At 40.8% G+C, this 25,802-nt stretch carries 35 protein-coding genes; all 35 read right to left on the reverse strand.

Features of this window, described 5'->3' with window-relative positions; translation table 11 throughout:
• A partial coding sequence (locus JOC76_RS30275) for a hypothetical protein (RefSeq protein WP_239557985.1) occupies positions 1 to 89 on the reverse strand: 89 nt, incomplete at its 3' end.
• 173 nt (positions 90 to 262) lie between these two features.
• Positions 263 to 652: a 30S ribosomal protein S11 gene (rpsK, locus tag JOC76_RS26315; RefSeq protein ID WP_026574109.1), complete on the reverse strand. Its 390-nt coding sequence runs from the start codon at positions 650 to 652 to the stop codon at positions 263 to 265.
• 22 nt (positions 653 to 674) lie between these two features.
• Positions 675 to 1,040, reverse strand: a complete 366-nt coding sequence (gene rpsM / locus JOC76_RS26320; protein WP_205181781.1) for a 30S ribosomal protein S13 — start codon at positions 1,038 to 1,040, stop codon at positions 675 to 677.
• A gap of 21 nt (positions 1,041 to 1,061) precedes the next feature.
• Positions 1,062 to 1,175, reverse strand: a complete 114-nt coding sequence (rpmJ, locus tag JOC76_RS26325) for a 50S ribosomal protein L36 (protein WP_000868344.1) — start codon at positions 1,173 to 1,175, stop codon at positions 1,062 to 1,064.
• A 43-nt stretch (positions 1,176 to 1,218) separates the two neighbouring features.
• Positions 1,219 to 1,437, reverse strand: coding sequence for a translation initiation factor IF-1 (gene infA / locus JOC76_RS26330; RefSeq protein ID WP_034676129.1), 219 nt, complete (start codon positions 1,435 to 1,437; stop codon positions 1,219 to 1,221).
• A 277-nt stretch (positions 1,438 to 1,714) separates the two neighbouring features.
• A complete protein-coding gene (locus JOC76_RS26335; protein WP_205181782.1) occupies positions 1,715 to 2,365 on the reverse strand; it encodes an adenylate kinase in 651 nt (216 codons plus the stop codon).
• A 57-nt stretch (positions 2,366 to 2,422) separates the two neighbouring features.
• Positions 2,423 to 3,718 carry a preprotein translocase subunit SecY gene (secY, locus tag JOC76_RS26340; protein WP_205181783.1) on the reverse strand — a complete coding sequence of 432 codons (1,296 nt, stop codon included), beginning with the start codon at positions 3,716 to 3,718 and terminating at the stop codon, positions 2,423 to 2,425.
• A complete protein-coding gene (gene rplO / locus JOC76_RS26345; protein WP_205181784.1) occupies positions 3,718 to 4,158 on the reverse strand; it encodes a 50S ribosomal protein L15 in 441 nt (146 codons plus the stop codon). The genes secY and rplO overlap by 1 nt, the downstream gene beginning before the upstream one ends.
• A gap of 34 nt (positions 4,159 to 4,192) precedes the next feature.
• Positions 4,193 to 4,375, reverse strand: a complete 183-nt coding sequence (gene rpmD / locus JOC76_RS26350; RefSeq protein ID WP_101645946.1) for a 50S ribosomal protein L30 — start codon at positions 4,373 to 4,375, stop codon at positions 4,193 to 4,195.
• Positions 4,376 to 4,388: 13 nt separating this feature from the next.
• Positions 4,389 to 4,889 carry a 30S ribosomal protein S5 gene (gene rpsE, locus JOC76_RS26355; protein ID WP_098533200.1) on the reverse strand — a complete coding sequence of 167 codons (501 nt, stop codon included), beginning with the start codon at positions 4,887 to 4,889 and terminating at the stop codon, positions 4,389 to 4,391.
• 24 nt (positions 4,890 to 4,913) lie between these two features.
• The gene (rplR, locus tag JOC76_RS26360; RefSeq protein ID WP_205181785.1) at positions 4,914 to 5,276 is read right to left on the reverse strand and encodes a 50S ribosomal protein L18; all 363 of its coding nucleotides are present in this window, start codon (positions 5,274 to 5,276) and stop codon (positions 4,914 to 4,916) included.
• A gap of 32 nt (positions 5,277 to 5,308) precedes the next feature.
• Positions 5,309 to 5,845 (reverse strand): 50S ribosomal protein L6, encoded by a 537-nt coding sequence (rplF, locus tag JOC76_RS26365; RefSeq protein ID WP_205181786.1) that lies wholly within the window; start codon positions 5,843 to 5,845, stop codon positions 5,309 to 5,311.
• 30 nt (positions 5,846 to 5,875) lie between these two features.
• Complete coding sequence (gene rpsH / locus JOC76_RS26370; RefSeq protein WP_205181787.1) at positions 5,876 to 6,274, reverse strand: 30S ribosomal protein S8; 399 nt, start codon at positions 6,272 to 6,274, stop codon at positions 5,876 to 5,878.
• Positions 6,275 to 6,303: 29 nt separating this feature from the next.
• Positions 6,304 to 6,489, reverse strand: coding sequence for a 30S ribosomal protein S14 (gene rpsN / locus JOC76_RS26375; RefSeq protein WP_007085277.1), 186 nt, complete (start codon positions 6,487 to 6,489; stop codon positions 6,304 to 6,306).
• Positions 6,490 to 6,513: 24 nt separating this feature from the next.
• On the reverse strand, positions 6,514 to 7,053 hold the full coding sequence (rplE, locus tag JOC76_RS26380) for a 50S ribosomal protein L5 (protein ID WP_205181788.1): 540 nt from the start codon (positions 7,051 to 7,053) through the stop codon (positions 6,514 to 6,516).
• Between the two features lie 26 nt (positions 7,054 to 7,079).
• Positions 7,080 to 7,388 carry a 50S ribosomal protein L24 gene (gene rplX / locus JOC76_RS26385; RefSeq protein ID WP_205181789.1) on the reverse strand — a complete coding sequence of 103 codons (309 nt, stop codon included), beginning with the start codon at positions 7,386 to 7,388 and terminating at the stop codon, positions 7,080 to 7,082.
• A 36-nt stretch (positions 7,389 to 7,424) separates the two neighbouring features.
• The gene (gene rplN / locus JOC76_RS26390; protein ID WP_034676100.1) at positions 7,425 to 7,793 is read right to left on the reverse strand and encodes a 50S ribosomal protein L14; all 369 of its coding nucleotides are present in this window, start codon (positions 7,791 to 7,793) and stop codon (positions 7,425 to 7,427) included.
• A 41-nt stretch (positions 7,794 to 7,834) separates the two neighbouring features.
• A complete protein-coding gene (gene rpsQ, locus JOC76_RS26395; protein ID WP_205181790.1) occupies positions 7,835 to 8,098 on the reverse strand; it encodes a 30S ribosomal protein S17 in 264 nt (87 codons plus the stop codon).
• A 23-nt stretch (positions 8,099 to 8,121) separates the two neighbouring features.
• On the reverse strand, positions 8,122 to 8,322 hold the full coding sequence (gene rpmC / locus JOC76_RS26400) for a 50S ribosomal protein L29 (protein WP_098533209.1): 201 nt from the start codon (positions 8,320 to 8,322) through the stop codon (positions 8,122 to 8,124).
• On the reverse strand, positions 8,312 to 8,746 hold the full coding sequence (gene rplP, locus JOC76_RS26405) for a 50S ribosomal protein L16 (protein ID WP_205181791.1): 435 nt from the start codon (positions 8,744 to 8,746) through the stop codon (positions 8,312 to 8,314). Before rplP ends, rpmC begins: the two co-directional genes overlap by 11 nt.
• Before the next feature lie 2 nt (positions 8,747 to 8,748).
• A complete protein-coding gene (gene rpsC, locus JOC76_RS26410) occupies positions 8,749 to 9,405 on the reverse strand; it encodes a 30S ribosomal protein S3 (RefSeq protein WP_098533212.1) in 657 nt (218 codons plus the stop codon).
• Positions 9,406 to 9,408: 3 nt separating this feature from the next.
• Positions 9,409 to 9,750, reverse strand: coding sequence for a 50S ribosomal protein L22 (rplV, locus tag JOC76_RS26415; protein WP_098533214.1), 342 nt, complete (start codon positions 9,748 to 9,750; stop codon positions 9,409 to 9,411).
• 17 nt (positions 9,751 to 9,767) lie between these two features.
• Positions 9,768 to 10,046 (reverse strand): 30S ribosomal protein S19, encoded by a 279-nt coding sequence (gene rpsS / locus JOC76_RS26420; protein ID WP_026565526.1) that lies wholly within the window; start codon positions 10,044 to 10,046, stop codon positions 9,768 to 9,770.
• Positions 10,047 to 10,106: 60 nt separating this feature from the next.
• The gene (rplB, locus tag JOC76_RS26425) at positions 10,107 to 10,937 is read right to left on the reverse strand and encodes a 50S ribosomal protein L2 (RefSeq protein ID WP_205181792.1); all 831 of its coding nucleotides are present in this window, start codon (positions 10,935 to 10,937) and stop codon (positions 10,107 to 10,109) included.
• A gap of 29 nt (positions 10,938 to 10,966) precedes the next feature.
• Positions 10,967 to 11,251 carry a 50S ribosomal protein L23 gene (rplW, locus tag JOC76_RS26430; protein ID WP_205181793.1) on the reverse strand — a complete coding sequence of 95 codons (285 nt, stop codon included), beginning with the start codon at positions 11,249 to 11,251 and terminating at the stop codon, positions 10,967 to 10,969.
• A complete protein-coding gene (gene rplD, locus JOC76_RS26435; RefSeq protein WP_205181794.1) occupies positions 11,251 to 11,874 on the reverse strand; it encodes a 50S ribosomal protein L4 in 624 nt (207 codons plus the stop codon). Before rplD ends, rplW begins: the two co-directional genes overlap by 1 nt.
• A gap of 30 nt (positions 11,875 to 11,904) precedes the next feature.
• Positions 11,905 to 12,531, reverse strand: a complete 627-nt coding sequence (gene rplC, locus JOC76_RS26440) for a 50S ribosomal protein L3 (RefSeq protein WP_205181795.1) — start codon at positions 12,529 to 12,531, stop codon at positions 11,905 to 11,907.
• Between the two features lie 38 nt (positions 12,532 to 12,569).
• Complete coding sequence (gene rpsJ, locus JOC76_RS26445; protein ID WP_007085291.1) at positions 12,570 to 12,878, reverse strand: 30S ribosomal protein S10; 309 nt, start codon at positions 12,876 to 12,878, stop codon at positions 12,570 to 12,572.
• 655 nt (positions 12,879 to 13,533) lie between these two features.
• The gene (gene tuf, locus JOC76_RS26450) at positions 13,534 to 14,721 is read right to left on the reverse strand and encodes an elongation factor Tu (RefSeq protein ID WP_205181796.1); all 1,188 of its coding nucleotides are present in this window, start codon (positions 14,719 to 14,721) and stop codon (positions 13,534 to 13,536) included.
• A gap of 129 nt (positions 14,722 to 14,850) precedes the next feature.
• On the reverse strand, positions 14,851 to 16,932 hold the full coding sequence (gene fusA, locus JOC76_RS26455; protein ID WP_205181797.1) for an elongation factor G: 2,082 nt from the start codon (positions 16,930 to 16,932) through the stop codon (positions 14,851 to 14,853).
• Between the two features lie 48 nt (positions 16,933 to 16,980).
• A complete protein-coding gene (gene rpsG / locus JOC76_RS26460; RefSeq protein WP_101645932.1) occupies positions 16,981 to 17,451 on the reverse strand; it encodes a 30S ribosomal protein S7 in 471 nt (156 codons plus the stop codon).
• 40 nt (positions 17,452 to 17,491) lie between these two features.
• Entirely contained in the window at positions 17,492 to 17,914 is a 423-nt protein-coding gene (gene rpsL, locus JOC76_RS26465) for a 30S ribosomal protein S12 (protein ID WP_101645931.1), read from the reverse strand.
• 104 nt (positions 17,915 to 18,018) lie between these two features.
• The gene (locus JOC76_RS26470) at positions 18,019 to 18,267 is read right to left on the reverse strand and encodes a 50S ribosomal protein L7ae-like protein (protein WP_205181798.1); all 249 of its coding nucleotides are present in this window, start codon (positions 18,265 to 18,267) and stop codon (positions 18,019 to 18,021) included.
• Between the two features lie 164 nt (positions 18,268 to 18,431).
• Positions 18,432 to 22,031, reverse strand: coding sequence for a DNA-directed RNA polymerase subunit beta' (rpoC, locus tag JOC76_RS26475; protein ID WP_205181799.1), 3,600 nt, complete (start codon positions 22,029 to 22,031; stop codon positions 18,432 to 18,434).
• Positions 22,032 to 22,110: 79 nt separating this feature from the next.
• A complete protein-coding gene (gene rpoB / locus JOC76_RS26480; protein WP_205181800.1) occupies positions 22,111 to 25,671 on the reverse strand; it encodes a DNA-directed RNA polymerase subunit beta in 3,561 nt (1,186 codons plus the stop codon).
• Positions 25,672 to 25,802: the final 131 nt, after the last annotated feature.

The following is a 25,802-nucleotide window of genomic DNA, read 5'->3' on the forward strand; positions in this document are numbered from 1 at the left end:
CGCTCAAGTGGCTCTACGACGAACTTACCATACTTGGCATCATCGTTGATCTCAATCGTTTCGATTTTTGGTTTTTCTATTTCGATCATCAAATAACCCTCCTTCAAAACGTCGAAACTTCATTAGGTATTCCTAACTGAAATTCCCCCATGTATACGTTCCCGTTTTGTGCACAACAACTGGAATAACTATTCTGTATTAGTGCAAATATTCAATATCATATCCCATTATAGACACATGATACGAATTCTATACAGAAAAATTAAACACGACGACGTTTTGGTGGACGGCATCCATTATGAGGAACAGGTGTAACGTCTTTGATAGCAGTTACTTCAAGACCAGCAGCTTGAAGAGCACGGATAGCTGCTTCACGGCCTGCACCAGGTCCTTTTACAGTAACTTCAAGAGTTTTCATACCATGTTCAATAGAAGTTTTAGCTGCAGTTTCAGCTGCCATTTGAGCTGCGAATGGAGTAGATTTACGAGAACCTTTAAATCCAAGCGCACCTGCACTTGACCAAGAAATTGCATTACCATGAACATCAGTGATAGTTACAATTGTATTGTTAAATGTTGAACGGATATGAGCAATACCAGATTCAATATTCTTTTTAACACGACGTTTACGTGTATTTGTTTTACGTGCCATTTAAATTAACCTCCTTTGCCGATTACTTCTTCTTGTTCGCAACAGTCTTACGAGGACCTTTGCGTGTACGAGCGTTGTTTTTCGTATTTTGTCCACGAACCGGTAAACCACGACGATGACGTAATCCGCGGTAGCAGCCGATTTCCATTAAACGCTTAATGTTAAGAGAAACTTCACGGCGAAGATCACCTTCGACTTTTAACTTGTCGATGATGTCACGGATTTTGTTTAATTCGTCTTCTGTTAAATCACGTACACGAGTATTTTCTGAAACACCAGCTTCAGCTAATACTTTTTGTGCAGTAGCTTTACCAATACCATAAATGTAAGTCAAAGAGATAACTACACGTTTTTCACGTGGAATATCTACACCAGCAATACGTGCCATAATGAGCGCACCTCCTTAAAATTAACCTTGTTTTTGTTTATGTTTAGGGTTTTCACAGATAACCATAACTTTTCCGCGTCTACGGATAACTTTGCACTTTTCGCAGATCGGTTTGACAGATGGTCTTACTTTCATTATCCTAACCTCCTTAATAGTACGGAGTGCAAGCAAGCATTTTTTATTTGAAGCGGTAGGTAATTCTTCCGCGTGTTAAGTCATATGGAGAAAGCTCAACTGTTACTTTGTCACCAGGAAGAATTCGAATAAAATGCATACGAATTTTACCGGAAACATGAGCCAGCACTGTATGACCATTTTCTAATTCTACCTTAAACATCGCATTCGGCAAAGTTTCAAGCACTTTACCTTCAATTTCAATAACATCGTCTTTGGCCAAAAGTTTCGTCTCCCTTCTTCATCAAAAATAGTGTTCGAAAATTTATTGCAAACCTATCAATCGCACAACAATAGCAACCTTATAATATTACCATATTGTTCGTCTTCTGTCCGCAAGTTTTTTCTACATATGCAAGAATAAGTAATTCCTCATGTAAGTCTTGCCCAACTCTCGGTTCTACATACTCAATAATATAGAAAAGCTATTTTCTAGCACATACCTTTGAAGCTATTGGAAGAGTTATCGAGAGTCGCTCGCACGATTATACCATTGACCATTAACGTAGATCCCCAAGTAATTGCTGGATATCAGCGAATACTTTTCGTATATCTTGTTGGCCATCAATGGTACGAAGATAGCCTTTTGTTTCATAAAAAGTTAGTAATGGCTCTTGTTGTTTGATATTTACATCTAACCGGTTTTGAACGGTTTCCGCATTATCATCAGCTCTTTGGTACAGTTCTCCGCCACATTTGTCGCAGACACCCTCTTTTGCAGGAGGATTAAAGATTAAATGATAAGTGGAACCACATTCTTTACAGATTCGACGTCCAGTCAAACGATCCATTAAGATACTTTTATCAACATTAATATTAATTACATAATCTATTTGCTTTTCTAGATCAGTAAGTAGATTTTCCAAAGCATCAGCTTGAGGTACAGTTCTAGGAAATCCATCTAAAAGGAATCCCTTTTGACAGTCTTCTTTGCTTAATCGTTCACGTACAATACCGATGGTAACCTCATCAGGGACAAGTTCACCTTTATCCATGAATGATTTCGCTTGTAAACCTAGTTCTGTTCCTTCTTTCATCGCTGCACGGAACATATCTCCAGTAGAGATATGAGGGATGCCGTATTCCTCGACGATTCTTTCAGCTTGTGTGCCCTTACCGGCACCTGGAAGCCCCATTAATACTAAATTCACACGTGTTCCCCCTCGTGCTCTTTGTGGGTTTTAGGGCTCTTAAGTCCCTAAAACCATTTATTTTATAAAGCCTTTATAATGACGTTTAACAAGCTGTGCTTCAAGCTGTTTATACGTATCGAGCGCAACGCCGACAACGATCAACAGACTTGTTCCACCAATTTGAGCAGATTGCGGTAAATTCGCAAATTTTATAAAAATTGTCGGAAGTATCGCAATAATGGTTAAGAATATGGCACCTACAAAAGTTAAACGGTATAGGACGCGAGTTAAGTATTCCTGTGTGCTTTTACCTGGACGAATACCAGGGATATAGCCGCTTTGCTTTTGCAAGTTTTCCGCAGCTTGTTCTGGGTTTACTTGGATAAAAGCATAGAAATAAGTGAACGCGATAATTAATATTGCATATAAGGTCATCCCAACAGGATGGGTATAATCAAAGTTTGTTGTAATCCACATCGTTACTTCATTTGATGGAAAAAATGATGCAATCGTTCTTGGTGTTACAATAAACGATACGGCAAAAATAACTGGAATTACCCCAGCCGCATTAACTTTTAGCGGCATATGTGTAGATTGTCCACCGACAGGATTTTTTCCTGCCACCACACGTTTAGCGTATTGAATTGGAATTTTACGATTGGCCTGTTGAATAAAGATAACTCCAACAACAATTGCAACAATTGCAAGTGCAATGACTAGAACCGTTACAATACGTATGAATAATGCCTCACCCGCATTTTCAAACTGTTGAACATAAATCTGATTAATCGTATTTGGTATACCAGCAGCAATCCCTGCAAAGATGATAATGGAAATACCATTTCCAACACCCTTTTCAGTGATCTGCTCACCAAGCCACATCAAAAATGATGTTCCAGCAGTTAGCGTTACAGCAATTAGTAGATACGTACCAATACCAGAATTCTCAATTAATTGTCCGCTAGCTAGGTTATTAAAACCATAGGACATACCTAATGCTTGGATAAATCCAAGCACAACAGTAAAATATCGGGTGAGTTGAGCAATCTTACGACGGCCTGCTTCACCTTGCTTGGACCATTCCGTAAATTTTGGAACAACGTCCATTTGTAAAAGCTGAATGATAATCGAAGCGGTGATATACGGCATAATACCCATTGCAAAGATGGAGAATTGTTTTAATGCTCCACCTCCAAAGGTATTAAGAATTCCGAAAACACTTAGCTTATCTTGATTAGCAAGTACCTCAGCATTTACATTTGGTACAGGAATAAATGTACCTAGTCGAAAAACGACTAACATTAAAAGGGTAAAGATGATTTTACGTCTTATCTCACTCACGCGCATAAAATTGGAGATAGTCTGGAACATTAGATCACCTCAGTAGTTCCACCAGCAGCTTCGATCGCTTCCTTAGCAGCAGAGGAGAATTTGTGAGCTTTAACAGTCAACTTTTTCTCTACGTTCCCTTTAGCAAGAATTTTGATCCCTGCTTTTTCATTACTTACCACGCCTGATTCGATAAGAAGTTCTGGAGTAACTTCTGTACCTTCTTCAAAGCGATTTAAAGCATCAAGGTTAACAACTGCATATTCTTTACGGCTAATATTGGTAAAACCACGTTTTGGTAAACGACGGTATAAAGGTGTTTGACCACCTTCAAAACCTAGACGGACACCGCCGCCTGAACGAGCGTTTTGACCTTTATGACCTTTACCTGCAGTTTTACCTTGACCAGAACCGATTCCACGACCTAAACGTTTGCGTTCTTGACGAGAACCTTCGGCAGGCTTTAATTCATGAAGTTTCATACTTGGCACCTCCTTATGAAAGAAAAACAATTAATTATTGTTCTTTAACTGTTACAAGGTGAGCAACTTTGTTGATCATACCGCGAATAGCAGCGTTATCTTGATGCTCAACTGTTTGATTTACTTTACGTAATCCTAATGCTGTTACTGTAGCACGTTGGTCTTCAGGGCGACCAATTACGCTGCGGCTAAGGGTAACTAATAGTTTGTTCGCCATTTGAATTCCCCCCTTATCCTAACAGTTCTTCTACTGATTTACCGCGTAGTTTTGCTACGTCTTCAGCACGTTTTAATTGTTTTAAACCATCGATTGTTGCACGAACCATATTAATCGGTGTGTTAGTTCCTAATGATTTAGAAAGGATATCAGCTACCCCGCCTAATTCAAGTACAGCACGAACTGGACCACCAGCGATAACTCCAGTACCTTCAGAAGCAGGTTTTAAGAGGATTTCGCCAGCACCAAAACGTCCGATAACTTGGTGAGGAATTGTTGTTCCAACCATTGGTACTTCGACTAAATTTTTCTTTGCATCTTCGATGGCTTTACGGATCGCATCTGGTACTTCTTGTGCTTTACCAGTACCGAAACCTACATGACCGTTTTTATCCCCAACTACTACAAGAGCAGAGAAACGGAAACGACGTCCACCTTTAACAACTTTCGCAACACGGTTAACCGTAACTACGCGTTCTTCAAGTTCAAGTTTGTTTGGATCAATACGACGCATCTTTTTGTGTCCCTCCTTTGACTATTAAAATTGTAAGCCGTTCTCACGTGCAGCATCTGCTAATGCTTGCACACGTCCATGATATAGGTATCCCCCACGGTCAAAAACCACAGCAGAAATACCTTTCTCAACAGCACGTTTAGCAACTAATTCACCGACCGCTTTTGCAGCTTCAACATTACTAGTAGATTCAAGACCGAAATCTTTTTCTTTAGTAGAAGCACTTGCTAAAGTGACACCATTGATGTCATCGATAATTTGAGCATAAATGTGTTTGTTTGAACGGAACACATTTAGACGTGGACGAGCAGAAGTACCGCTAAGTTTCGCACGAACACGAGCGTGTCTTTTCTTGCGAGTAGCGTTCTTATCTTGCTTCGTAATCATTTACGTCACTCCTTTCGTTTACTTATGCGGCATTACTTACCAGTTTTACCTTCTTTACGACGAACAAATTCGCCTTCGTAACGGATTCCTTTGCCTTTATATGGCTCTGGAGGACGGACTTGACGGATGTTGGCTGCTAATGCACCAACACGTTCTTTATCAGTACCTTTAACAATAACTTTTGTGTTAGATGGTACTTCAATTTCAAGGCCAGCTTCAGGTTCAATTTCAACTGGATGTGAGTATCCAACGTTTAATACAAGTTTGTTACCTTGCTTTTGCGCACGGTATCCAACCCCGATTAACTCTAGACCTCTTGTGAAGCCAGTAGAAACACCTTCAACCATGTTTGCGATTACCGCACGAGTTGTACCGTGCAATGCGCGGTGTTCTTTAACGTCAGATGGACGAGTGATTGTTACAGTGTTTTCTTCTACGTTAATTGTGATATCAGGATTAAAAGTACGAGTTAGTTCGCCTTTAGGTCCTTTAACAGTCACAGTATTGTTGTTTAGGGTAATCGTAACTCCTGCTGGAATTTCGATTGGTTTTTTTCCTACGCGAGACATTTAGTGCACCTCCATTCATTCAAAAACTGATTACCAAACGTAAGCTAAAACTTCGCCGCCGATTTGTTTTGCACGAGCTTCTTTATCAGTGATAACACCAGTTGATGTTGAAACTAACGCGATACCAAGACCGTTAAGTACACGTGGTACCTCATTTGATTTAGCGTAAACACGAAGTCCAGGCTTGCTTATGCGCTTAAGACCAGTAATAACACGTTCGTTATTTGCACCGTATTTTAAGAAGATACGGATAATACCTTGTTTATTATCTTCGATAAACTCAACGTCACGTACGAAGCCTTCACGCTTAAGAATTTCTGCGATTTCTTTCTTTAAATTAGAAGCAGGCACTTCTAACTTTTCGTGACGTACCATGTTCGCATTACGAATGCGAGTAAGCATATCAGCAATTGGATCTGTCATGACCATTATTTTTACCTCCTTCCCAACTTCTAGTTTTACCAGCTAGCTTTTTTAACACCAGGAATTTGTCCTTTGTATGCTAATTCACGGAAACAAATACGGCAAAGCTTAAATTTACGGTATACAGAGTGTGGACGTCCGCAACGTTCGCAACGTGTGTACTCTTGTACTTTGAATTTAGGCGTGCGTTGTTGTTTCGCAATCATTGACTTTTTAGCCACGTTTTCGCCTCCCTTATTTAACGATTACTTTTGGAATGGCATTCCAAATTGAGTTAAAAGTTCACGTGATTCTTCATCAGTGTTTGCAGTCGTTACGATAACGATATCCATACCACGAACTTTGCTTACTTTATCGTAATCAATTTCAGGGAAGATTAATTGTTCTTTAATACCCAATGTGTAGTTACCGCGACCATCGAATGCTTTTTTAGAAACACCACGGAAGTCACGTACACGAGGTAAAGAAACGGAAACTAATTTATCCAAGAATTCGTACATGCGCTCACCGCGAAGTGTAACTTTTGCACCGATTGGCATACCTTCACGAAGACGGAAGCCAGCGATAGACTTTTTCGCACGAGTAACAACTGGTTTTTGACCAGTAATAGTTGCTAGTTCTTCAACAGCATTATCAAGTGCTTTTGCATTTGCAACTGCATCACCAACACCCATGTTGATTACGATCTTTTCAATTTTTGGTACTTCCATAATTGAACTATAGTTGAACTTGCTCATTAGAGCAGGTGTCACTTCTTTAACAAATTTTTCTTTTAGGCGGTTCATGTATTGTACCTCCCTTCTTTTTTAAACTATTTATCTAATACTTCACCGGATTTTGCTACGCGTACTTTCTTGCCATCAACCGTTGTGTAACCTACACGAGTTGGGTTACCTGTTTTAGGATCGATAGGCATTACGTTTGATACATGGATAGGAGCCTCAAAGTTAATGATTCCGCCTTGTGGGTTTACTTGAGAAGGCTTAGAGTGTTTTTTCACAATGTTTACACCTTCAACCACTACACGGCTATCTTTTGGATAAGCAGCTAGGATAATACCTGTTTTGCCTTTATCCTTACCAGAGATGACTCTTACTTTATCACCTTTTTTTACATGCATCTGTGCGCACCTCCTTAAAGGCAATTGATTTTAAAATTATAGTACTTCTGGAGCTAGAGAAACGATCTTCATAAAGTTGTTATCGCGAAGTTCACGTGCAACTGGTCCGAAGATACGAGTTCCACGTGGGCTCTTATCATCTTTAATAATGACACATGCGTTTTCGTCGAAACGGATGTATGAACCATCAGGACGACGCGCACCGCTCTTTGTACGAACAATAACGGCCTTAACAACGTCACCTTTTTTAACAACGCCACCAGGTGTTGCTTGTTTTACTGTACAAACGATCACATCACCAATACCAGCAGTTTTGCGACCAGAACCACCAAGGACTTTAATCGTAAGTACCTCACGAGCACCAGAGTTGTCAGCAACTTTTAAACGTGATTCTTGTTGAATCATGTGTGTAACCTCCCTTCGGAAATGTTGCGTAATCCGAACAATTAAATAATAACTGCTTTTTCTACTACTTCAACTAAACGGAAGCGTTTAGTAGCTGAAAGTGGGCGAGTTTCCATGATGCGTACTACATCACCGATTTTTGCCTGGTTTTGCTCATCATGAGCTTTATACTTTTTAGAGTACTTAACGCGTTTACCATATAAAGGATGCTTTTTGTGTGTTTCTACTAGAACAGTAACGGTTTTATCCATTTTGTCAGAAACAACGCGTCCAGTGTAAACTTTGCGCTGGTTACGTTCACTCATTATGTGAACCTCCTCTCGGATAATTACTTGTTAACGCTGATTTCTCTTTCACGAACAACTGTTTTCATGCGAGCAATCGATTTGCGTACTTCACGAATACGAGCTGTGTTTTCAAGTTGTCCTGTCGCCAATTGAAAGCGAAGGTTAAAAAGCTCTTCTTTTAAAGATTTAACTTTTTGTTCAATTTCAGCAGTGGTAAGTTCACGTAGTTCATTAGCTTTCACTTGATTCACCACCAATTTCTTCACGTTTTACAAACTTACATTTTACTGGAAGCTTGTGCATTGCAAGACGAAGTGCTTCACGAGCGATTTCTTCTGAAACACCAGCGATTTCGAACATAATTTTCCCAGGCTTAACAACAGCTACCCAGCCTTCAGGTGCCCCTTTACCGGAACCCATCCGCACTTCTAGAGGTTTAGCAGTGTAAGGCTTGTGAGGGAAAATTTTAATCCAAACTTTACCGCCACGTTTCATGTAACGAGTCATCGCAATACGAGCTGCTTCGATTTGACGGTTTGTAATCCAAGAAGCTTCTAGAGCTTGAAGACCGAATTCACCGAAAGTTACCTCAGTACCGCCTTTAGCTTGACCGCGCATCTTTCCACGGTGTTGACGGCGATATTTTACGCGTTTTGGCAATAACATAATTATTTGCCTCCTTCCGCATTTTTCTTCTTAGTAGGAAGGACTTCTCCCTTATAGATCCATACTTTAACGCCTAGCTTACCATAAGTAGTATCAGCTTCAGCTGTAGCATAGTCGATATCAGCACGAAGTGTATGAAGTGGAACAGTTCCTTCGCTGTAATGTTCAGAACGAGCAATATCAGCTCCGCCTAAACGACCAGATACCATTGTTTTGATACCTTTTGCACCTGCGCGCATTGCACGTTGAATAGCTTGCTTTTGTGCACGACGGAAGGATACACGGTTTTCTAATTGACGAGCAATATTCTCTGCAACTAGTTTAGCATCAACGTCAGCTCTCTTGATTTCAAGAATGTTGATGTGAACGCGTTTGCCAGTTAATTGATTTAATGCTTTACGAAGTGCTTCAACTTCAGTACCGCCTTTACCGATAACCATACCAGGTTTCGCAGTATGAACAGTTACATTCACACGGTTAGCAGCACGTTCGATTTCTACTTTAGAAACAGAAGCATCTTTTAAACGCTTCGTGATATACTCACGAACTTTAAGGTCTTCGTGTAAAAGATCAGCGAAGTCTTTACCTGCGTACCATTTAGATTCCCAATCTCGGATGATTCCGATACGCAAACCGACTGGATTTACTTTTTGACCCACAGCTTATCCCTCCTTCTTTTCTGTTAAAACGATAGTAATGTGACTTGTGCGTTTGTTAATTTGGCTAGCACGACCCATAGCACGAGGACGGAAACGTTTTAAGGTTGGTCCTTCGTCAACGAATGCTTGTGCAACAACTAGATTGTTTACGTCCATTTCATAGTTGTGCTCAGCGTTTGCCATAGCAGATTTTAATACTTTTTCTACGATTGGAGAAGCAGCCTTAGGAGTGAGATTTAAAATCGCCACCGCTTCACCAACTTGCTTACCTCGGATTAAATCAACGACTAAACGTGCTTTACGAGGAGCAATACGAACTGTTCTTGCAACAGCTTTAGCTTGCATTTGGATGCCCTCCTCTCTTAACGTCTTGTTTTCTTATCATCGTTACCATGACCTTTGTAAGCACGAGTTGGAGCGAATTCTCCAAGCTTATGTCCTACCATGTCTTCAGTAACATATACAGGCACATGTTTACGACCATCATAAACTGCGATTGTGTGGCCGATAAATTGTGGGAAGATCGTAGAACGTCGAGACCAAGTTTTAATAACTTGTTTACTCTCAGTTTCATTTAACTTTTCGACCTTAACCATTAAATGATCATCAACAAATGGTCCTTTTTTTAAGCTGCGACCCATGAAGGAACCTCCCTTCGTGACTGTTCTACGGTTCTTCTAGGAACCGTAGCTCTAGCCCCGTTATTTTTTACGACGACGTACAATAAACTTATCTGATTTGTTTTTCTTTTTACGAGTTTTGTATCCAAGAGTTGGTTTACCCCATGGAGACATTGGTGATTTACGTCCGATTGGTGAACGTCCTTCACCACCACCGTGTGGGTGATCGTTAGGGTTCATTACAGATCCACGAACAGTTGGACGCTTGCCTAACCAGCGTGAACGACCTGCTTTACCAATGTTAATAAGTTCGTGTTGCTCGTTACCTACTTGACCGATAGAAGCACGGCACTCAGCAAGGATCATACGAGTTTCACCAGAAGTTAAACGTACAAGTACGTATTTACCTTCTTTACCAAGTACTTGAGCAGATGTACCAGCAGAACGTACAAGCTGACCACCTTTACCTGGTTTTAATTCGATGTTGTGTACAACAGTACCAACAGGAATGTTAGCTAATGGAAGTGCGTTACCCACTTTAATGTCAGCCTCAGGGCCAGACATAATTTCCATACCAACTTCTAAGTTTTTAGGAGCTAAGATATAACGCTTTTCTCCATCAACATAATTAATTAATGCAATATTTGCAGAACGGTTTGGATCGTACTCAATTGTAGCAACGCGTCCTGGAATGCCATCTTTGTTCCGTTTAAAATCAATTAAACGATATTGACGCTTATGGCCGCCACCTTGATGACGAACAGTTAACTTACCTTGGTTATTACGGCCGCCTTTGCTCTTTAATGGAGCTAAAAGAGATTTTTCTGGAGTGCTAGTTGTGATTTCAGCGAAATCAGAAACTGTCATTCCGCGACGACCATTGGAGGTAGGTTTGTACTTTTTAATCGCCATTTTATTTCCCTCCTCTTCTTGATAGCAACTTATGCTTCAAAGATTTCGATTTCTTTGCTATCAGCAGTTAATTTTACAATTGCTTTACGACGTTTGTTTGTGTAACCGCCGAATTTACCCATACGTTTGAATTTACCTTTGTAGTTCATGACGTTAACTTTCTCAACATCTACGCCAAAGATTTCTTCAATAGCATCTTTAACTTGTGTTTTGTTAGCTCTAACATCAACTTCAAACGTATACTTCTTTTCAGACATTAGGTCAGTAGACCGCTCAGTGATAACGGGGCGCTTAATGATATCGCGTGCATCCATTATGCAAGCACCTCCTCTACTTTTTCAACCGCTGCTTTAGTCATGATCAACTTATCATGATTTACAACGTCTAGTACGTTGATTCCATCAGCTGTTACAACAGTTACACCAGGGATGTTACGAGCAGATAATGCTACGTTCTCATCTAGGTCAGCAGTAACGATTAGTGCTTTCTTCTCAACAGAAAGTCCACCTAATACTGATTTGAATTCTTTAGTTTTTGGTGCATCGAAAGTTAAGCTTTCAAGTACCAAGATATTTTCTTCTACCACTTTAGATGAAAGTGCAGATTTAATCGCTAAGCGACGAACTTTTTTAGGTAATTTATAGCTATAGCTGCGTGGTGTTGGACCAAATACAGTACCACCTCCGCGCCATTGTGGTGAACGGATAGACCCTTGACGAGCACGGCCTGTTCCTTTTTGACGCCATGGCTTACGGCCACCGCCTGCTACTTCTGAACGAACTTTAGTTTTATGAGTTCCTTGACGTAAAGAAGCTCTTTGCATAACAATCGCTTCGAATAATACGTGTTGGTTAGGCTCAATACCAAAAACTGAGTCATTTAGTTCGATGTCTCCAACTTGTGAACCGTTTTGGTTTAATAATGCTACTTTAGGCATTCCTTTGTTCCTCCTTTCTTACAAAGTGACTTATGCTTTAACCGCACCTTTGATTTTTAATAATGCTTTTTTAGCACCTGGTACGTTACCTTTGATCAATAGTAGGTTGCGCTCTGTGTCAACCCTAACGATTTCAAGGTTTTGAACAGTAACTTGTTCTCCGCCCATGCGTCCTGCTAACTTTTTACCTTTGAATACACGGTTTGGAGCAACAGGTCCCATTGAACCAGGGCGACGATGATAACGTGAACCGTGAGCCATTGGGCCGCGTGATTGTCCGTGGCGTTTGATAACACCTTGGAATCCTTTACCCTTTGAGATTCCTGTTACATCTACGATATCGCCTGCAGCGAAAATATCAACTTTGACTTCTTGACCAACCTCATATGCTGCTAAGTCGTCCCCGCGGAATTCGCGAATGAAGCGCTTAGGAGCAGTATTTGCTTTTGCAACATGTCCTTTTTCAGGCTTGTTAGCTAACTTTTCACGTTTGTCTTCAAAACCAACTTGAACAGCAGTATAACCATCGCTATCAACTGATTTCTTTTGAAGTACAACGTTTGGAGCTACTTCAACTACAGTTACCGGAATTAAGTTTCCGTTTTCTGCAAATACTTGAGTCATACCAACTTTTCTTCCTAAGATTCCTTTGGTCATGTAAGTCACACCTCCTAAATTAGTAATTGTTTATTAGATTAAAGTTTAATTTCGATATCTACACCAGATGGTAAATCTAAACGCATTAACGCATCAACTGTTTGTGGAGTTGGGTTAACGATGTCGATTAGACGCTTATGTGTCCGCATTTCAAATTGCTCACGAGAATCTTTGTACTTATGAACCGCACGAAGAATTGTGTAAACAGACTTCTCAGTTGGTAACGGAATCGGACCAGAAACTGCCGCACCTGAACGTTTTGCTGTTTCAACGATTTTTTCTGCAGATTGATCAAGGATTCTGTGATCATATGCTTTAAGACGGATACGAATTTTTTGTTTTGCCATTATTTTCCCTCCTTTATTCGCCTATTTTCAAAATAGACATTTCTCAGTGAAAATTTCCCACACACTCGCCATGGCAAAGCGGCCGGGTGTGTCAGCAACCTTTCACATCATCGCAGTCAAAGACCAACATTGTCTATTATACATAAAACATAAAGCAAACGCAACACTTTATTAAACTTTTTCTTTATGTTTCTATCTTGAACACTTTTCTTATTATAGCGGCTGATAAAATCTTTTTCAACACTTAATCTTAATCTCCAAAAATCTCCTAATTTATTCGTGGCGTTGATATTTATATTCGAAATTGTCTAACTTATATAATAGAAGAAACACGTATTTTATGGGATTTGAGAGTATGGGATTCGGGGTAGAATAGTGCTTTTTTGGGGCTGCTAGTGTACTGCTATATAATTGTATTTGGAGTTATGAACAATCTTAAACTACCTGGAGCAATGGTATCTTTGTTTTTCGGGTGTTTTCTTAATTTCATATCTACCATGTGCTTTACTTTTCCTTGGCTTCGGGAATTATAAACACAACATATCTACTGGCCCCTCTTCACAATCATTTCGAAGGTTTTGATCCTTTAATCTGAACAAAAATAACCAAATAAAAAAGCAGATGGATCGTCATCCATCTACTTTTTTTAGAGTAATTACTCTTGAATTGTTGTGATTGAACCTGAACCTACTGTACGTCCGCCTTCACGAATAGAGAACTTAGTTCCTTCTTCGATCGCAACTGGAGCGATTAGTTCAACAGTCATTTCGATATGGTCGCCAGGCATAACCATTTCAGTACCTTCTGGAAGATTACAGATACCTGTAATATCAGAAGTACGGAAATAGAATTGTGGACGATAGTTTGTGAAGAAAGGAGTATGACGTCCACCTTCTTCTTTTGATAAAACGTAAACTTGTGCTTTGAACTTTGTGTGTGGAGTGATTGATTTTGGCTTAGCCAAAACTTGGCCACGCTCGATATCTTCACGTGCTACACCACGAAGTAGGGCACCAATGTTGTCACCAGCTTCAGCGAAATCAAGAAGCTTACGGAACATTTCAACACCTGTTACAGTAGTAGATTTTGGCTCTTCAGTGAAACCTACGATTTCAACAACGTCACCAACTTTAACTACACCACGCTCAACACGTCCTGTAGCAACTGTTCCACGTCCAGTGATTGAGAATACATCCTCAACTGGCATCATGAAAGGCTTATCAGTGTCACGAGTTGGAGTTGGGATAAACTCATCAACAGCAGCCATTAATTCAAGAACTTTTTCTTCCCAAGCAGCATCACCTTCTAATGCTTTAAGAGCAGAACCTTTGATAACTGGAGTGTCATCGCCAGGGAAATCATATTCAGTTAATAGGTCACGGATTTCCATTTCTACTAACTCAAGTAATTCTTCGTCATCAACCATATCACACTTGTTCATGAATACAACAAGGTAAGGTACGCCTACCTGACGAGAAAGAAGAATGTGCTCACGAGTTTGTGGCATTGGACCATCAGTTGCAGATACAACTAGGATACCGCCGTCCATTTGAGCAGCACCAGTGATCATGTTTTTAACATAGTCAGCGTGTCCTGGGCAGTCAACGTGTGCATAGTGACGGTTGTCAGTTTCATACTCAACGTGTGCAGTTGAGATTGTGATACCACGTTCTCTTTCTTCTGGAGCACCATCGATTTGATCATATGCACGAGCTTCTGCTTTACCTGATTTAGCAAGAACAGAAGTGATTGCAGCTGTTAAAGTAGTTTTACCATGGTCAACGTGTCCGATTGTACCAATGTTAACGTGTGGCTTTGAACGGTCGAATTTAGCTTTTGCCATTAGGAAAATCCTCCTTTGGATTATAAAAGTTTTAAGTATATTAGGTAGAAACTGCGAATATAGATATCCATATTTCACAGTCTCTAATCTTACATAAGTAGTTATACTTTAAAAAAAGGTGAAAATCAATTATTCACCTTTATTTTTTTTGATGATTTCTTCAGAAATTGATTTTGGTACTTCTTCATAGTGGTCAAAGTGCATAGAGAATACTCCACGACCTTGAGTGCTTGAACGAAGTGCAGTTGCATAACCAAACATTTCAGAAAGTGGAACCATTGCACGAACTACTTGTGCGTTACCACGTGCTTCCATACCTTCAACGCGGCCACGACGAGCAGTGATTTGACCCATGATATCACCTAGGTAATCTTCAGGGATTACAACTTCTACTCTCATGACTGGCTCAAGGATAACTGGCTGACATTTTGAAGCAGCATTCTTAAGTGCCATTGAAGCAGCAATTTTGAACGCCATTTCAGATGAGTCAACATCATGGTATGAACCATCAAATAATCTTGCTTTAATATCAACTAATGGATAACCAGCAAGTACACCACGGTCTAAGGCATCTTCAAGACCAGCTTGTACAGCAGGGATGTATTCACGAGGAACTACACCACCAACGATACCATTCTCGAATTCAAATCCTTTACCTTCTTCGTTAGGTGCGAATTCGATCCAAACATGTCCGTATTGTCCACGACCACCGGATTGGCGAGCAAACTTACCTTCAACTTGTGCAGATGCACGGAAAGTCTCACGGTATGCTACTTGTGGAGCACCTACGTTAGCTTCAACTTTAAACTCACGACGCATACGGTCAACGATGATATCAAGGTGTAATTCACCCATACCAGCGATAATAACCTGTCCAGTTTCCTGGTCTGTATGTGCACGGAATGTAGGGTCTTCTTCTTGAAGTTTTTGTAAAGCAGTTGTCATTTTATCTTGGTCTGCTTTAGATTTAGGTTCAACAGAAAGTTGGATTACTGGCTCAGGGAATTGCATAGACTCTAGGATAACAAGGTTCTTCTCGTCACATAGAGTATCGCCAGTAGTTGTATCTTTCAAACCTACAGCAGCAGCAATATCACCAGCAAAAACCTTAGAGATTTCTTGACGGCTATTAGCATGCATTTGTAGGATACGTCCGATACGCTCACGCTTTCCTTTTGTAGAGTTCTGAACGTATGATCCAGACTCTAAAGTACCAGAGTAAACGCGGAAGAACGTTAATTTACCAACATAAGGGTCAGTCATAACTTTGAATGCTAGAGCTGAGAATGGCTCTTCATCGCTTGAGTGACGCTCAAGTACTTCATCCTCATCATCAACTGCATGACCTTTAATTGCAGGTACATCTAGTGGAGATGGTAGATAATCGATTACTGCATCCAACATTAATTGAACACCTTTGTTTTTGAATGCTGATCCACAGATTACAGGGTAGAATTCAACATTAACAGTACCTTTACGAATAGCTGATTTTAGCTCTTCTTTAGTGATTTCTTCACCACCAAGGTATTTTTCCATTAACTCTTCATCTAATTCTGCTACTGCTTCAACAAGCTTTTCACGGTATTCTTCAGCTTGATCCATATATTCAGCAGGAATGTCACGTACTTCAATGTCAGTACCTAAGTCATTACCGTAGAATACAGCGTTCATTTCCACAAGGTCAATGATTGCTTCAAACTGATCTTCAGCACCGATTGGTAACTGAATAGCGTGTGCATTCGCTTGAAGACGATCGTGAATAGTACCTACAGAATATAGGAAGTCTGCACCGATTTTGTCCATTTTGTTTACGAATACTACCCGTGGTACACCGTAAGTTGTTGCTTGACGCCAAACTGTTTCAGTTTGTGGCTCAACACCTGATTGTGCATCTAGAACAGCAACCGCACCATCAAGTACACGAAGTGAACGTTCTACTTCAACAGTGAAGTCTACGTGTCCTGGTGTGTCAATGATGTTAACACGGTGGCCTTTCCATGATGCTGTTGTTGCTGCGGAAGTGATTGTAATTCCGCGTTCTTGTTCTTGCTCCATCCAGTCCATCTGAGATGCACCTTCATGTGTTTCACCAATCTTATGAATACGACCAGTGTAATAAAGAACACGCTCAGTGGTAGTCGTCTTACCGGCATCGATGTGAGCCATGATGCCGATATTACGAGTATTTTCTAAGGAGAACTCTCTTGCCATTGGGTCTTTCTCCTTCCTAGTAGAAAGTTTTTATAATTGAAGGTTAGATTACCAACGATAGTGAGCAAACGCTTTGTTTGCTTCAGCCATTTTGTGTGTATCTTCGCGTTTCTTAACAGATGCACCAGTGTTGTTAGCTGCATCCATAATTTCGTTTGCTAAACGCTCTTCCATCGTCTTTTCACCGCGAAGACGCGCATAGTTCACTAACCAACGAAGACCTAAAGTTGTACGGCGATCAGGGCGCACCTCAACTGGTACTTGGTAGTTCGCACCACCTACACGACGAGCTCTAACTTCTAGAACAGGCATGATATTTTTCATAGCTGCATCAAAAGTTTCCATTGGCTCTTTGCCAGTGCGTTCGCGAATTGTATCAAACGCAGAATAAAGAATTTCTTGAGATTTACCTCTTTTACCATCGATCATCATTTTATTGATTAGACGAGTAACTAATTTTGAATTGTAAAGTGGATCAGGTAACACGTCTCTTTTTGCTACAGGACCTTTACGTGGCATTTTGTTTCCTCCTTTCAAAGAAGCTTCTATTTAATGTGTTTTATTTCTTAGCTGCTTTTGGTCTCTTAGTACCATATTTAGAACGACCTTGCATACGGTTGTTTACACCAGCAGTATCAAGCGCTCCACGTACGATATGATAACGTACCCCTGGTAAATCCTTTACACGTCCTCCACGAATAAGAACAACACTATGTTCTTGAAGGTTGTGTCCGATACCAGGAATGTATGCTGTCACCTCGATACCATTTGTCAAACGTACACGTGCATATTTACGTAACGCTGAGTTTGGTTTTTTCGGAGTCATTGTACCAACACGAGTACATACACCGCGTTTTTGTGGTGAAGATACATCTGTTTGAGATTTCTTGAAGCTGTTGTAACCTTTATTAAGCGCTGGAGATTTTGACTTTTCCTCTTTAGATTGACGAGGCTTACGCACTAATTGGTTAATTGTAGGCATGATTCTTTTCCTCCCTTCGTTATTTGTAAACCCACACATCCAGGTGGTTCATTTTTTTGCAAAAACAAAGTTTTTGCAGATTACTCTATCTACAAAAACAGTTTTTAACGGATAATTGCAACAGCTGCTGCACCAACATCAATTCCACATGTTTTGCCGAGTTTTTTCATCGAATCAACATATTGAATTGGGATCTGTCTCAGGTTTGCTTCTTCGACAACTTTCGCTGTTAGCCTAGACTCAGCATCAGTTGCAACCAAAAGTTCTTGAACATTTCCTTCTCTCAGTGCTTTCACTGTTTGTTTTGTACCTATAACAAACTTGTGTGCTTTTAATACTTTTTCATAAGACAATCTTCATATCCTCCAAAGTATCCTTTAATAGGAGCACCTTTGATATAGTATCATCTTACCAAATAGATGTCAACTAATGTTTTGATTTTTTTATTCCTAATAGCTATTGGTAAATTTTTTCATAAATGTGGTACCTACCAAAAAGCAGGTACCACAGTATTTAACTAATCGATTGCAACAGTTTCTTCGGAAGTGGTATCACGTAGTACTGGCTCTGCTTTACGGTAGCGTTGCATTCCTGTACCTGCAGGAACAAGTTTACCGATGATAACATTTTCTTTCAAGCCGAGTAACTCGTCACGTTTTCCTTTAATAGCTGCATCCGTAAGAACTCTTGTTGTTTCTTGGAATGACGCAGCAGACAAGAATGAATCTGTTTCAAGTGATGCTTTGGTAATTCCAAGTAAGACTGGACGTCCTGTTGCAGGCAATCTGCCTTCAAGCAGTGCTTTCTCGTTGGCATCAGTAAACTGATGAATATCAAGAAGTGTACCTGGAAGAACTTCTGTTTCCCCTGCATCGCTGACGCGAATCTTACGTAGCATTTGACGAACCATTACTTCAACGTGCTTATCGCCAATTTCTACCCCTTGCATTCGGTAAACTTTTTGAACCTCACGCAGTAGGTATTCTTGAACAGATGTAACGTCTTTAACTTTGATTAATTCTTTCGGATCAATAGAACCTTCTGTTAGTTCTTGACCACGTGCAACTTGATCATTAATCGCTACTTTCAAACGGGCTGTATATGGAGCATTATAGGTACGCGATTCCACTTCACCTTGAACCACGATTTCATGTTGGCGATCACGGCCTTCATTAATACCTACTACAACACCATCAATTTCAGAAATGACAGCTTGCCCTTTAGGATTACGCGCTTCGAAAATCTCCTGAATACGCGGTAAACCTTGGGTAATATCGTCTCCGGCAACCCCACCGGTATGGAATGTACGCATCGTTAACTGTGTTCCTGGCTCACCGATTGATTGGGCAGCGATAATTCCAACTGCTTCACCCACTTCAACCTCTTGACCAGTTGCCAAGTTGCGGCCATAACATTTCTTACATACCCCATGGCGAGTATTACATGTAAAGGCAGATCTAATTTTCACTTCTTCAATTCCTGCACCAACGATAACTTCTGCTAAGTCCTCAGTAATTAAGCCATTTTCAGGAACAATAACTTCATTTGTTTCAGGGTGTCTAATTGGTGTACGAGCATAACGGCCAATTAAACGTTCGTCCAAGCCTTCGATGGTTTCTGTACCGTCTTTCAAGGCACTGATTAAGAAGCCGCGGTCAGTTCCACAATCGTCTTCACGAACAATTACATCTTGAGCAACGTCAACGAGACGACGTGTTAAGTAACCAGAGTCAGCTGTTTTAAGGGCTGTATCGGCAAGACCTTTACGCGCACCGTGTGTCGAGATAAAGTACTCTAATACAGTTAGTCCTTCACGGAAACTTGATTTAATTGGTAATTCGATGATACGCCCAGCCGGGTTGGCCATCAGCCCACGCATACCAGCAAGCTGTGTAAAGTTAGAGGCGTTACCACGGGCACCGGAATCACTCATCATAAAGATTGGATTCGATTTATTCAAGGATTTCATCAGTTTCCCTTGAATGGTGTCTTTCGCAGCACTCCAAATCGCAATGACACGGTCATAACGCTCATCCTCGGTGATAAGACCACGACGGAATTGCTTCATTACGTTATCTACTTTATCTTGAGCATCATGAAGAATTTGCGATTTCTCAGGAAGTACGACAATATCCGCCACACCTACTGTTAAACCAGCTTTTGTCGAGTGTTTAAACCCTAAGTCTTTCATCCGGTCAAGCATTTTAGACGTTTCCGTAATTTTGAAACGTTTGAAGACTTCTGCAATGATATTTCCAAGAATTTTCTTCTTAAACGGATCAATCAATGGCATTTCTTTAATTCTCGCTTTAACGTCTTCACCTTTTTCCACAAAGTACTTGGCAGGTGTTTCGACCTCTAAATTGTGACGAGTTGGTTCGTTGATATATGGGAATGACTTCGGCAGAATTTCATTAAAAATAAGCTTACCAACCGTAGAGATTAATAACTTATTATTTTGTTCTTCTGTAAACGTCTCATTTCCCAATGATCCAGCATGAACAGCAACACGTGTATGATAGTGAACATAACCGTTCTGATAAGCAAGGATCGCTTCACTTGTGTCCTTAAAGACCATACCTTCACCAACTGTGCCTTCACGCTCTAAGGTTAAGTAATAGTTACCTAAAACCATGTCCTGTGATGGTGTAACAACTGGCTTACCATCTTTAGGGTTCAAGATATTTTGAGCAGCTAGCATCAATAGACGAGCTTCTGCTTGTGCTTCAGATGATAGTGGTACGTGAACAGCCATTTGGTCACCGTCAAAGTCCGCATTATACGCAGTACATACAAGCGGATGAAGTCGAATTGCACGCCCTTCAACAAGTGTTGGTTCAAATGCCTGAATACCTAATCTATGCAATGTTGGGGCACGGTTTAATAAAACTGGGTGCTCCTTAATAACGTCTTCGAGTACATCCCAGACATCTGGAGATACACGTTCGATTTTACGTTTAGCCGATTTAATGTTATGGGCTAACCCTTTTTCTACAAGTTCCTTCATCACAAATGGCTTAAAGAGTTCAAGCGCCATTTCTCTCGGAAGACCGCATTGGTACATTTTTAGATTCGGACCTACAACGATAACGGAACGACCGGAATAGTCAACACGTTTTCCGAGTAAGTTTTGACGGAAACGACCTTGTTTACCTTTCAGCATATGTGAAAGTGATTTTAACGGACGGTTACCAGGACCAGTAACTGGTCGGCCTCGGCGTCCATTATCGATTAATGCATCGACCGCTTCTTGAAGCATACGCTTTTCATTTTGAACGATAATGCTTGGAGCACCAAGATCCAATAAACGCTTTAAGCGGTTATTACGGTTAATAACCCGGCGATAAAGATCGTTTAGGTCAGATGTTGCAAAACGTCCGCCATCCAATTGAACCATCGGACGAAGTTCAGGTGGAATAACGGGAAGTACATCAAGTATCATCCATGATGGCTCATTGCCTGAATTACGGAAGGCTTCCAACACTTCAAGACGCTTAATCGCACGTGTACGGCGCTGACCTTGTGCTGTTTTAAGTTCTTCCTTTAGGCCGTCTACTTCTTTATTTAAATCAATATCAGATAGAAGCTTTTTAATCGCTTCTGCTCCCATTGCAGCTTGGAATTTATTACCGTACTTTTCACGATAAGCACGATATTCCTTTTCAGATAAAAGATGTTTTTTATCAAGTGGAGTTTCACCTGAATCCGTCACTACATATGAAGCAAAGTAGATTACTTCCTCTAATGCACGAGGAGACATGTCTAATACAAGCCCCATTCGGCTCGGGATACCCTTGAAGTACCAAATATGTGAGACAGGTGCAGCTAATTCAATGTGACCCATTCGTTCACGACGTACCTTTGCCCTCGTTACTTCAACACCACAGCGGTCACAGACAACGCCTTTGTAACGAACGCGCTTATATTTTCCGCAATGACATTCCCAGTCCTTCGTTGGACCAAAGATTCGCTCACAGAATAAGCCGTCTTTTTCAGGCTTTAATGTACGATAGTTAATGGTTTCTGGTTTTTTGACTTCTCCGAATGACCATGAACGGATTTTATCCGGTGAAGCAAGACCAATTTTCATATATTCAAAATTATTAACGTCTAGCAAGGGGCCTACCTCCCTTTCGATATCCAGAAGAAAAGCTTACAGCGCACAAAGGTTGTACGCTGCAGCCTTGGTTTAATGATTACTCTTTTGAACCAACTTTTTCAGATTCAAAGTTTGGTGCATCAGGTACGATATTCAATGTGTCAACTTGTTGTAAGTCTTCCTCATCTTCCATATCGCGCATTTCAATTTCTTCTTCATCACCGGAAAGAATTTTTACATCCATACCTAAGCTTTGAAGTTCTTTAATTAATACTTTGAATGATTCTGGAACACCTGGCTCCGGAACATTTTCACCTTTTACAATCGCCTCATATGTTTTCACACGACCAACAACGTCGTCCGATTTAACTGTGAGGATTTCTTGCAGTGTATAGGCTGCACCGTATGCTTCAAGTGCCCAAACCTCCATCTCACCGAAACGCTGACCACCGAATTGAGCTTTACCGCCCAATGGCTGCTGTGTAACAAGTGAGTATGGTCCTGTAGAACGGGCATGGAGTTTGTCATCAACCATGTGGGCCAGTTTAATCATATACATGACACCGACAGATACTCGGTTATCAAATGGTTCCCCTGAACGGCCATCATATAGAACAGTTTTGGCATCACGAGCCATACCTGCTTCTTCAATCGTACCCCAAACATCTTCTTCACGCGCACCGTCAAATACCGGCGTTGCAACATGAATGCCGAGGTATCTCGCTGCCATACCTAAATGAAGCTCAAGCACCTGACCGATATTCATACGAGATGGTACCCCTAATGGGTTTAACATGATATCTACCGGTGTACCGTCTGGTAAGTAAGGCATATCTTCTTCTGGTAAAATCCGTGAGATAACCCCTTTGTTACCGTGACGACCCGCCATTTTATCACCTTGGTGAATCTTACGTTTCTGAACGATATAGACACGGACAAGCTGGTTTACACCTGGTGGTAATTCATCACCATCTTCACGATTGAAGACTTTAACATCATGAACAATACCGCCGCCGCCATGCGGAACTCTTAGTGAAGTATCGCGGACTTCACGAGCTTTTTCACCAAAAATAGCATGAAGTAAACGTTCTTCAGCTGTTAATTCGGTTACCCCTTTTGGTGTTACTTTACCAACGAGAAGGTCACCATCTTTTACTTCAGCACCCGTACGGATAATTCCACGCTCATCCAAGTTACGAAGGGCATCTTCCCCTACGTTTGGAATATCACGGGTAATTTCCTCAGGTCCTAATTTTGTATCACGAGATTCTGATTCATATTCTTCGATATGAATAGAAGTATAGACATCATCTTTTACAAGACGTTCGCTCATAATAATGGCATCTTCATAGTTATATCCATCCCATGTCATGAAGGCTACGAGAACATTACGTCCTAGTGCAAGCTCTCCTAATTCCATGGACGGACCGTCTGCTAAAATTTCACCCTTTTTCACCCGGTTGCCAACGGCTACGATTGGACGCTGGTTATAGCAAGTACCCTGGTTAGAACGAATGAATTTTAATAAACGATATTTTCTAAGATCGCCTTTTACTTCTTGGCCATCTACTTCTTTAATTGCGCGTACCCAAACCTCACGAGCCTCAACATGCTCGACAATACCATCTTCCTTACAGATGACCGCTGCACCTGAGTCTTTTCCTGATACATATTCCATACCAGTACCAACTCTTGGCGCTTCAGGCTGCATTAAAGGCACGGCTTGACGCTGCATGTTCGCACCCATCAAGGCACGGTTGGAGTCGTCATTTTCAAGGAACGGAATACATGCCGTTGCTGCAGATACTACCTGTTTTGGTGATACATCCATGTAGTCGATGCGTTCACGTTTGACAACCGTGTTTTCACCACGGAAACGAGCCACAACCTCTTCATCAAGGAAGGAGCCATCATCATCAAGGCGTGAGTTCGCTTGAGCCACTACATAGTTGTCTTCTTCATCCGCTGTTAGATAGTCAATCCGGCTTGTAATTTTACCGGTATCTGGGTCAACACGACGGTATGGTGTTTCAATAAATCCAAATCGGTTAACTTTCGCATAAGATGACAGCGAGTTAATCAAACCGATGTTTGGACCTTCAGGCGTTTCAATAGGACACATACGTCCATAGTGGGAATAGTGTACGTCACGTACTTCCATCCCTGCACGTTCACGTGTTAAACCACCAGGTCCTAATGCAGAAAGACGACGCTTGTGTGTTAATTCAGCAAGCGGGTTGGTTTGATCCATGAACTGTGATAATTGTGAGCTTCCGAAAAACTCTTTAATGGATGCAATAACAGGACGGATATTAATCAATTGCTGTGGTGTAATCGTCGCAGTGTCCTGGATGGACATTCTTTCACGAACAACACGTTCCATACGAGATAATCCAATCCGGAATTGGTTCTGCAATAGTTCACCAACAGAACGAAGACGTCTGTTACCTAAATGGTCAATATCATCTGTATCGCCTACTCCGTGCAACAAATTGAAGAAGTAGCTGATGGATGCAATGATATCAGCAGGTGTAATATTTTTAATTGGCTCTTGTACATAGGCATTACCTAGTACATTAATAACCTTTTCATTCTCATCGCCTGGTGCATAAATCTTAATGCCCTGAAGAATAATTTCTTCTTCTACAACACCGCCAACAGGATTATAGCCTCTGAAATTAATATTCTTTTCAAGAGCAGGAATAATTCTGTCAAGGTTTCTTCGATCAAGAAGTGTTCCTTTTTCAGCGATAATTTCACCCGTTTCCGGATCTGCAAGAGATTCCGCTAAACGTTGGTTGAAAAGGCGATTTTTAATATGAAGCTTTTTATTAATTTTGTAACGTCCAACATTCGCAAGATCATAGCGTTTTGGATCAAAGAAACGTGACACTAATAAACTCTTTGCGTTATCAACTGTTGGCGGTTCGCCGGGACGAAGGCGCTCATAGATTTCTAACAGCGCTTTGTCGACACCCTCTGTATTATCTTTCTCAAGGGTATTACGGATGTACTCGTTATCTCCAACCAGTTCAATGATTTCCTGATCAGAGCCGAAACCTAGTGCACGCAAAAGAACCGTAACGGGCAGTTTCCGAGTACGATCTATTCTCACATATACGACATCTTTGGCATCTGTTTCATATTCCAGCCAAGCGCCGCGGTTCGGAATTACTGTTGCAGTAAAACCTTTCTTGCCATTTTTATCAAGTTTTCCACTAAAGTAAACGCTAGGTGAACGCACTAACTGTGATACAATAACGCGTTCTGCGCCATTAATGACAAATGTACCTGTTTCTGTCATTAGCGGGAAATCACCCATAAATACATCTTGGTCTTTTACTTCACCAGTTTCTTTGTTTACAAGACGTACTTTTACACGTAATGGAGCAGAATATGTAACGTCCCGTTCTTTAGATTCTTCTACAGAATACTTTGGTTCGCCAAGGCTGTAATCAATAAATTCCAGTGATAGGTTACCAGTAAAATCCTCAATCGGTGAAATATCCTGAAACATTTCACGCAAACCTTCATCCAAGAACCACTGATATGAAGAGGTTTGGATTTCGATGAGATTTGGTAATTCTAAAACTTCACTGATTCGTGCGTAACTTCTACGTTGGCGGTGTCGTCCATACTGAACTAGTTGACCTGTCAACTGATTCACCCCTCAAATCAAGCGTTTTTTAATAAATCTATTACGTCTAAATAGTAGAACCAAAGACTCAACCAATTAGACAAAAAGAAAAAGGGTTTTTACTCAAAACCACATTTTCACATTTTGATTAT

The organism is Neobacillus cucumis (assembly GCF_016908975.1).
Classification (GTDB): domain Bacteria; phylum Bacillota; class Bacilli; order Bacillales; family Cytobacillaceae; genus Neobacillus; species Neobacillus cucumis.